The sequence below is a fragment of the Corynebacterium sp. HMSC28B08 genome, from assembly GCF_001806865.1.
GTDB lineage: Bacteria > Actinomycetota > Actinomycetes > Mycobacteriales > Mycobacteriaceae > Corynebacterium > Corynebacterium auriscanis.
Window position 1 is genome coordinate 24,062 of sequence record NZ_KV786137.1, and the last position, 7,567, is coordinate 31,628.

Genomic DNA, 7,567 nt, shown 5'->3' on the forward strand with positions numbered 1-7,567 from the left:
TTTAATGACTCAAGCGAATCAGAATGTGACGTACAAGCAGCTGCCGAAGATCCCGGTGCTCATGGAAGAGTACCGCAGCGCAGCAAAGGATCTGCTGCCAGTTGTAGGTGCTAAGCGCAATGTGAACTCCACTCCCCAGACCGGTTACGAGGTCAAGGGGGTAAAGGTGGATGTTGCGCATTTGGCGGAATACAACGCTGCTACGGGTCTGCGCCTGACCAATGAGCTACCTATCACGTACCCCTATGTCCTGGGCTTCCCGCTGATGATGAAAGTCTTCGGTGCGAAGGACTTCCCTGTTAACGCTGTTGGGTTGGTCCACCTAACCAACGTGATTGAGCAGACTCGCCCCCTGACCGTGGAAGATGAACTGGATTTCCGCGTGCACACCGCTGGCGTTCGTCCGCACCACAAGGGTGTTCTGCTGGACATGGAAACCACTGTGTCCGTCGCGGGCGAAGAAGTCTGGAAACAGAGCTCCACCATGCTGGCGCTGGGCAAGAAGCTCAAGGACGCGAAGGAAGAGCCAACCAACGGCTACGTGCTGCCACAGCCAGGTGATCTGGAGGAGCCACGCCCGACGGCCACTATCCGTGTGACGCCCTCGGACATCAAGGAGTACGCGGAGGCCTCGGGCGACAAGAACCCGATCCACGTTTCTAGCGTGGGTGCTAAGGCCTTCGGTTTCCCGAAGACCATCGCGCACGGCATGTGGACCGCGGCGACGATGCTGCGCGTGCTGGAGGGTCAGCTGCCGAAGGCGGGCCGCTTCACTGTGCAGTTCGCGAAGCCAGTGATCTTGCCGGCAAAGGTTGCGGTGTTCACCGAGAACAACGGTGGCGCATGGGATCTACAGGTACGCAGTGCAAACAAGCTGGATAAGTTCCACGCTGTGGGGCGCTACGAAGCTCTGTAGCTCCCTGAGCGCGTGTTTCCCCAATGAACGTAGAGCGGAGCGCGGTTTCTGGTCGAAGGCGTGCTGCCTGAAAAAGTCCTCAATTGATGGCCATCAATTGAGGACTTTTCCTTTGCCCGAGTTAGGCTATCGCCGCATCGACAATGCCAAAAGCACCCACACAAGGTGGGTGCTTTCAGATTCTAGAGCCTAGCTAATACTAGTTACTCAATACTGCAGGGCGCTGAACGGAATCGCGACCTACTCGGAATCTAGGCCACTCCCAAAAGGGCTGGGTTCCTACTCAACCCCGCTGGGTTTTTACTCAGCGCCGCTGGGTTCTTACTCAGCGCCGCCGGGTTCTTACTCAGCGCCGCCGGCGAGCTTCTCGCGCAGAGCAGCCAGCTGCTCATCGGAAGCCAGGGTTCCGGCGTCGGATGGAGCTTCAGTAGCTGCAGCGGTCTCGGTTGCAGCGGTCTCGGAGGAGTATCCGCCCTCACCGTTGGCTGCAGCCTCAGCAGCAGCGGCACGGTTACGCTCGATTTGAGCGGTGTGCAGACGGTGGCGGCGCTCTGCCTCTGCGTAGCGGGATTCCCACTCCTGCCGCTGAGCATCGAAGCCCTCGAGCCATTCATTGGTCTCTGGGTCGAAGCCCTCTGGGAAGATGTAGTTGCCCTGCTCGTCGTAGGAATCGGCCATACCGTACTTGGATGGGTCGAACTCCTCGGTGTAATCTTCGTCAGCCTGCTTGAGGGACAGGGAGATACGACGACGCTCGAGGTCGATGTCGATGACCTTGACCATAGCGTCCTGGCCAACACCAACAACCTGGTCTGGAACCTCGACGTGGCGCTCTGCCAGCTCGGAGATGTGAACCAGGCCCTCGATGCCCTCTTCGACGCGAACGAACGCACCGAATGGAACCAGCTTGGTGACCTTGCCCGGAACGATCTGACCGATCGCGTGGGTACGGGCAAATACGCGCCATGGGTCTTCCTGAGTTGCCTTCAGGGACAGGGAAACGCGCTCGCGATCCAAGTCGACGTCCAGAACCTCAACGGTGACTTCGTCGCCGACGGCAACTACCTCAGATGGGTGGTCGATGTGCTTCCAAGACAGCTCAGAAACGTGAACCAGGCCGTCTACGCCACCCAAGTCAACGAATGCACCGAAGTTGACGATGGAGGATACGACACCCTTGCGGACCTGGCCCTTCTGCAGCTGGTGCAGGAACTCGGACCGAACCTCGGACTGGGTCTGCTCGAGCCATGCGCGACGGGACAGCACAACGTTGTTGCGGTGCTTGTCCAGTTCGATGATCTTTGCCTCGATCTCCTGGCCGATGTAAGGCTGCAGATCGCGAACGCGACGCATCTCGACGAGGGAAGCGGGCAGGAAGCCGCGCAGGCCGATATCCAGGATCAGGCCGCCCTTGACGACCTCGATAACGGTGCCGGTAACGGGCTCGTCCTTCTCCTTGAGCTCCTCGATAGCGCCCCAGGCGCGCTCGTACTGAGCACGCTTCTTGGACAGGATGAGGCGGCCTTCCTTGTCCTCCTTGGTGAGAACAAGTGCGTCGATCTCGTCGCCGACCTCAACGACCTCGCCTGGGTCGACATCGTGCTTGATGGACAGTTCACGGGAAGGGATTACGCCCTCGGTCTTGTATCCGATGTCCAGCAGGACTTCATCGTGATCAACCTTGACGACGGTGCCTTCGACAATGTCACCATCGTTGAAGTACTTGATGGTGGAATCGACAGCGGCGAGGAAATCCTCAGCGGAGCCAATATCGTTGATGGCTACCTGAGGGACGTTGTTGGTGGGCATACGGTTAAATTCTCCGAAACGGATCAAATATAGGGATGGACAGTTCTTCGCCAAGCGGATTTTTCCGCCTGACCTGCAGTCTTAGCGTGGATTATCCGGCCCACTCCCCGCCATTTACCTAAACCCAGCTGTCACACGATTAACTCGAGTAACATGAGGCCCGTTCGGAGTTCATGACGTGAAGTGGTGACGTGATCACCCTCACCAGACACACAACGGTGATTAGAGTACACAAGGCTGTCGACATGCGCAAACAGGCTATCCGAACCGCGCTATCACTTTTGGCCATCTGTCGAAAAAGTGCCTAAAGTTCAATGCGATGAAGATTTTCGAAATAATCGCAAACCTTATCCGCGGCGGCCTCGTAGGAATGGCAGAGCTCGTTCCCGGCGTATCCGGCGGCACCATCGCCCTCGTCACCGGCATCTACGAACGCGTACTGTTCAACGCTAACCGTTTTTTGGACGCCGCCAAAACCCTGCCCAGTAATCGCCCGGAGGCTATGCGCCTCTTCGGTCGCCTCGATTGGCTCCTACTTATCCCGTTGCTGCTCGGCATGGGCGCAGTTGTCGTCACGATGTCCGGCGTGATGGAAAGCTTCGTCTCCGATCACCCATCGGCGTCACGCGCCTTGTTCTTCGGCATGGTCTTGGTCTCCATTTCGGTGCCGTTGACGATGATCGCGCCACTGCGCCAGATCGTGTCCCATTGCCTCAAGCCCAAGTACCTGCCGGCAACTATCGCCGCCCTCGTCGCGGCCGTTGCTACGTTTTTGCTCACGGGTATCACGTCCGCACCCCAATCTGATCCGAACTTGCTGATCGTCTACTGCGCGGCCGCAGTAGCGATCTGCGCATTGGTTCTTCCGGGTGTATCGGGCTCGTTCTTCCTGCTGGCAGTAGGTTTGTATAGCGCCACTCTGGCCGCCGTATCGGACCGCGATCTCACTTATATCGCCGTTTTTGCCGCCGGCGCGCTGACCGGCATTGTGCTTTTCGTTCGTTCTCTGGAAAAGCTCCTCACCCGCCACCGCACTATGACACTGTCAGTGATGGCTGGCCTGATGTTGGGCTCTTTGCGGGCGCTGTGGCCTTGGCAGGATTCCGACGCCACGCTGCAATCCCCCAGCGGTGACCTCTGGACCCACGTGGGGCTCATGGCCGTGGGCGCACTAGCCGTCCTGGTGATGCTTTTCGTCGAGCGGAGGTTTGGCCAAGACACGCCCGACGATCACGTGTACGACCACGCTGCCGACCGCAAGGAGGGCAGCATTGCGCAGTAATCGGCAGTCAGCGCAGCAGTCGGCAGGCAGCGCAGCAGCCGGCAGGCAGCACAGTAGCCGGTGAACTATGCAGCAGTCGGCAGGCAGCGCAGTAATCGGCGAACTGTGCAGCAGGCGGCACCCCCTCGTGGACACCCCTCGCAGGCCCGTTGGCACACTGGCAGCGACCTGCCACCCTAGTGGCCAGCCGCATCCCAATTTGTGCCGTGCCCCGCGCTGATCTCGAGCGGCACCCGCAGGCGAGCTGCCGCATCCATCTCGCGCTGCATGAGTTCACCCACTTTGTCCAATTCGCCCTTGGCGACCTCCACCACTAGTTCATCGTGCACTTGCAGCAGAACGCGGGACTTCAATTCCTGCTCCCGAATCGCGCGGTCCACGCGAAGCATCGCCAACTTGATGATGTCGGCTGCTGTTCCCTGGATCGGGGCATTCAACGCTGCGCGTTCGGCATTCTCCCTCGCGACCCGGTTGGAGGAGTTGAGTTCGGGAAGATAGCGGCGTCGTCCATAAAGAGTTTCCGTATAACCGGTAGTTCGGGCCTGTTCCACAACTTCGTCCAAGTAGCGCTTCACCCCGCCGAAGCGGGTGAAGTAGTTTTCCATGATGACCTTGGCCTCGCCGGCGGAGATCCCCAACTGCTGGGACAGCCCGAACGCGCTGAGGCCGTAGACGAGGCCGTAGCTCAGGGCTTTCACGCGGCGGCGGAGCTCCGGGGTGACTTGGTCCACGGGCACGTCGAACACGCGGGAACCGACGTAATTGTGCAGGTCCTCGCCGGACTTGTAGGCCTCGATCAGGCCTTCATCCTGCGACAGGTGGGCCATCACACGCATCTCAATCTGCGAGTAGTCGGCCGTCAGCAGGGCCTCGCCCCAATCGGCGTGGAAGGCCGCTCGGATCCGCCGGCCAGCCTCGGTACGCACGGGGATGTTCTGCAGGTTCGGTTCGGAGGAAGACAGGCGCCCAGTCGCCGCTCCCTTTTGGTTGAACGTGGTGTGAATCCGCCCGTCATCGGCGATGGCCTCAATGAGCCCGTCGATGGTGGTTTTCATCTTCTGGTATTCGCGGTGCGCCATGAGGTGCGCGAGGAACGGGTGGTTGCTCTGGGCGGCGAGCTTCTCCAGTTCAGCCGCGGCGGTGGAGTACCCGGTCTTGGTCTTCTTGGTCTTGGGCAGGTCGAAGTCGTCGAACAACACCTTTTGCAACTGCTTGGGGCTGGAGAGGTTCAGCTTGGAATCCCCCGCCAGCTCGCGGGCGGCTGCGACTTCTTCGTCGATTTTGGCTGCATAGTCATCGGAAAGTTCCTGCAGCTGCTCGCCGTCCACTGCAATGCCTTCGTGCTCCATCCGCGCCAGGATCAGGCACAGCGGGACCTCGAGGTCGTAATACAGTTCCTCCTGGCTGGCGATGGCCAGCTTTTCCGTCAGAACTTTCACGAGATCACGGACGGCCTGGGCGCGATCAAACCCGTCGGCCCTCGGGGGCAGTTCGCGGCCGGCTTGGCTTTGCAGAATGTCGCCGAGGTCGGAGATCCGCACGTCGGGGCGCAAGAGGTACGCGGCGATGGAGGCATCGTGCTCCACCCCGTCGAGTTCCAACCCTTGTGCCGCCAGCTGGTGGAATGCTTTCTTGGCATCGTGGAACCACTTAGGCGCAGCGGGGTCGGCCAGCCAGGTTCGTACGGCTTTCTCGTCCTTGGGGTCCAGGTCCGCCAAATCTAGCTCGACGCCAACGTGGTCCCCATCGAGGACCGTCAGTCGTTCACCGTCGATGTCGACGGCGAGCGCCCGGGAGGTTCCCGTGGCTCGCTTCTTCAGCCATTGGGCGAGTTTTCCGCGGTCGAGGTGTTCGCGGGTGATGGGCAAGACCGTGGTGTCCTCGAACTCCACACCGAGGATGCGGAAGGTGCGGCTGCGCAGGTTGGTGCCGAACTGCAGCTCCTCGAAGATCGCCAGTGCTTCGCTGGCTTCGATGTGCTTGGGGCGGAGGTCGTCGAGGTCGTCCACGAGGTCCAGGTCACGCACCATTTCGGTGATCTCGCGGGCTAGGGTGACGTTGTCGATGTTCGCCCGCAGGTTCTCCCCGACTTTGCCCTTGATCGTATCCATGTGATCGATTACCCCCCGCAGGCTGCCCCATTGCGTGATCCACTTCTGGGCGGTTTTGGGGCCCACGCCGGGCACGCCGGGCATGTTATCGCTGGTATCACCGCGCAGGGCCGCGAGATCTGGGTACTGTTGCGGGGTCACGCCGTATTTTTCTTCAACGGCCTGGGGGGTAAACCGGTGCAGGTCCGATACGCCTTTGAGTGTGTAGAGGACAGTGATGTCCTCGTTGACCAATTGGAGGGAATCACGGTCACCCGTGCAGATGAGGGTCTGCATGCCCTCTTTGTCGCCGCGCGTGGCAAGGGTCGCGATGATGTCATCGGCCTCGTAGGCCTCCTTATCTAGGGTGGTGATGCCGAGGGCTTCGAGAGCCTTGCGGATCAGCGTGATCTGGCCCTTGAACTCCGGTGGTGTGGAGGGGCGCTGGGCTTTGTACTCCGGAAAGTGCTCTTCGCGGAAGGTGGGGCCCGAAAGGTCGAAGGCGGCTGCCACGTGGGTGGGCTGCTCCTTTTCAATCAGCCCCAAGAACATGCCAAGGAATCCGTACACCGCATTGGTGTGCTGGCCGCCGGTGGTGGAGAAATTCGCGGCGGGAAGTGCGTAAAACGCGCGGAAGGCTAGGGAGTGGCCATCGAGAAGAAGCAGCTTGCCTTTAGTCATGCTCCCTACTCTAACGGAGGCTCGGACATCGCCGAGGTGCGGTCACTTCGGTGGCTCGTGGGCTCTTTCTTTTCTTCCCGACGCCCTCATCCCCCGCAGTTGCGCTCCTCCCCGGGCGCCTCGCCCACCCGCTCGTTCGGGTTGGATTTTGTTCCCTCGATGACATTGTTGTAATCTCGCTGGGTACACCGGTTCGGTCCGGTGCACTTGCATCACTGTGGTGGTGCGCGCCCCAGTAGCCCAATTGGCAGAGGCAACGGATTCAAAACCCGTCCAGTGTGAGTTCGAGTCTCACCTGGGGCACCACATATGTCAGCGCGGGGGTATTTGCATTCACTGATCCATACGGCGCTTCAGTGGGTGCACAAGGTACTGGCGAAAACTATCTAACCACCGGATGGACGGTGAAAGAGTCCCACGAAGGAACCTCTTGCCCCGCACCGGCCTGGCCAAGTGTTGCCATGTCCCTACCTGGGCATTAGTACTTCGGAACCGGTGGGCCGTTGTGCCTGTATGGTTCTGCGAGCCAACCGAATTGCAACTCCCAGATGTGAAACTTATAAACCTCGAAATTTTTCATGCTTCCGTGACAGTGCTGCTTGTTAAGTGCCTCAACCTTTGCTTCGGCGGCTACACGAGAAACGAAAGCACCCAGAATCTCTGGGTCCAACCCATCTTCCTTACGTTTCTCGCCTTGTGCAGCTCCGGCACGAAAAACCAAAAAGACAGGTTGGGGGAAATTGTGTTCATTCAGCTCCCCTTCCCAGCCCTGCAGCGTAACCCGCTCCG

At 59.8% G+C, this 7,567-nt stretch carries 4 protein-coding genes, 1 tRNA gene and 1 pseudogene; 3 read left to right on the forward strand and 3 right to left on the reverse strand.

Going from position 1 to position 7,567, the window contains the following annotated elements:
- The first annotated feature begins 4 nt into the window (after nucleotides 1-4).
- A complete protein-coding gene (locus tag HMPREF3098_RS00585; protein ID WP_070433605.1) occupies nucleotides 5-916 on the forward strand; it encodes a MaoC/PaaZ C-terminal domain-containing protein in 912 nt (303 codons plus the stop codon).
- Nucleotides 917-1,258: 342 nt separating this feature from the next.
- Here HMPREF3098_RS00585 and rpsA read toward each other — a convergent pair whose 3' ends face one another.
- Complete coding sequence (rpsA, locus tag HMPREF3098_RS00590) at nucleotides 1,259-2,725, reverse strand: 30S ribosomal protein S1 (RefSeq protein ID WP_035113355.1); 1,467 nt, start codon at nucleotides 2,723-2,725, stop codon at nucleotides 1,259-1,261.
- A gap of 319 nt (nucleotides 2,726-3,044) precedes the next feature.
- Between rpsA and HMPREF3098_RS00595 the strand changes: the two genes are divergently transcribed.
- A complete protein-coding gene (locus HMPREF3098_RS00595) occupies nucleotides 3,045-4,007 on the forward strand; it encodes a DUF368 domain-containing protein (protein WP_070433606.1) in 963 nt (320 codons plus the stop codon).
- A gap of 176 nt (nucleotides 4,008-4,183) precedes the next feature.
- Here HMPREF3098_RS00595 and polA read toward each other — a convergent pair whose 3' ends face one another.
- A complete protein-coding gene (gene polA, locus HMPREF3098_RS00600) occupies nucleotides 4,184-6,778 on the reverse strand; it encodes a DNA polymerase I (RefSeq protein WP_070433607.1) in 2,595 nt (864 codons plus the stop codon).
- Between the two features lie 229 nt (nucleotides 6,779-7,007).
- Here polA and HMPREF3098_RS00605 point away from each other — a divergent pair.
- A tRNA-Leu gene (locus tag HMPREF3098_RS00605) sits at nucleotides 7,008-7,084 on the forward strand.
- A gap of 172 nt (nucleotides 7,085-7,256) precedes the next feature.
- Here the strand turns inward: HMPREF3098_RS00605 and HMPREF3098_RS00610 are convergent.
- Nucleotides 7,257-7,567 (reverse strand): annotated as a pseudogene (locus HMPREF3098_RS00610) (hypothetical protein); the annotation flags it as partial.

What these genes read in the sequence shown, in the direction of transcription:
- HMPREF3098_RS00585 (WP_070433605.1), top strand. Translation starts at nt 5, where the DNA reads ATGACTCAAGCGAATCAGAATGTGACGTACAAGCAGCTGCCGAAGATC.
- rpsA (WP_035113355.1), bottom strand. Translation starts at nt 2,725, where the DNA reads ATGCCCACCAACAACGTCCCTCAGGTAGCCATCAACGATATTGGCTCC.
- HMPREF3098_RS00595 (WP_070433606.1), top strand. Translation starts at nt 3,045, where the DNA reads ATGAAGATTTTCGAAATAATCGCAAACCTTATCCGCGGCGGCCTCGTA.
- polA (WP_070433607.1), bottom strand. Translation starts at nt 6,778, where the DNA reads ATGACTAAAGGCAAGCTGCTTCTTCTCGATGGCCACTCCCTAGCCTTC.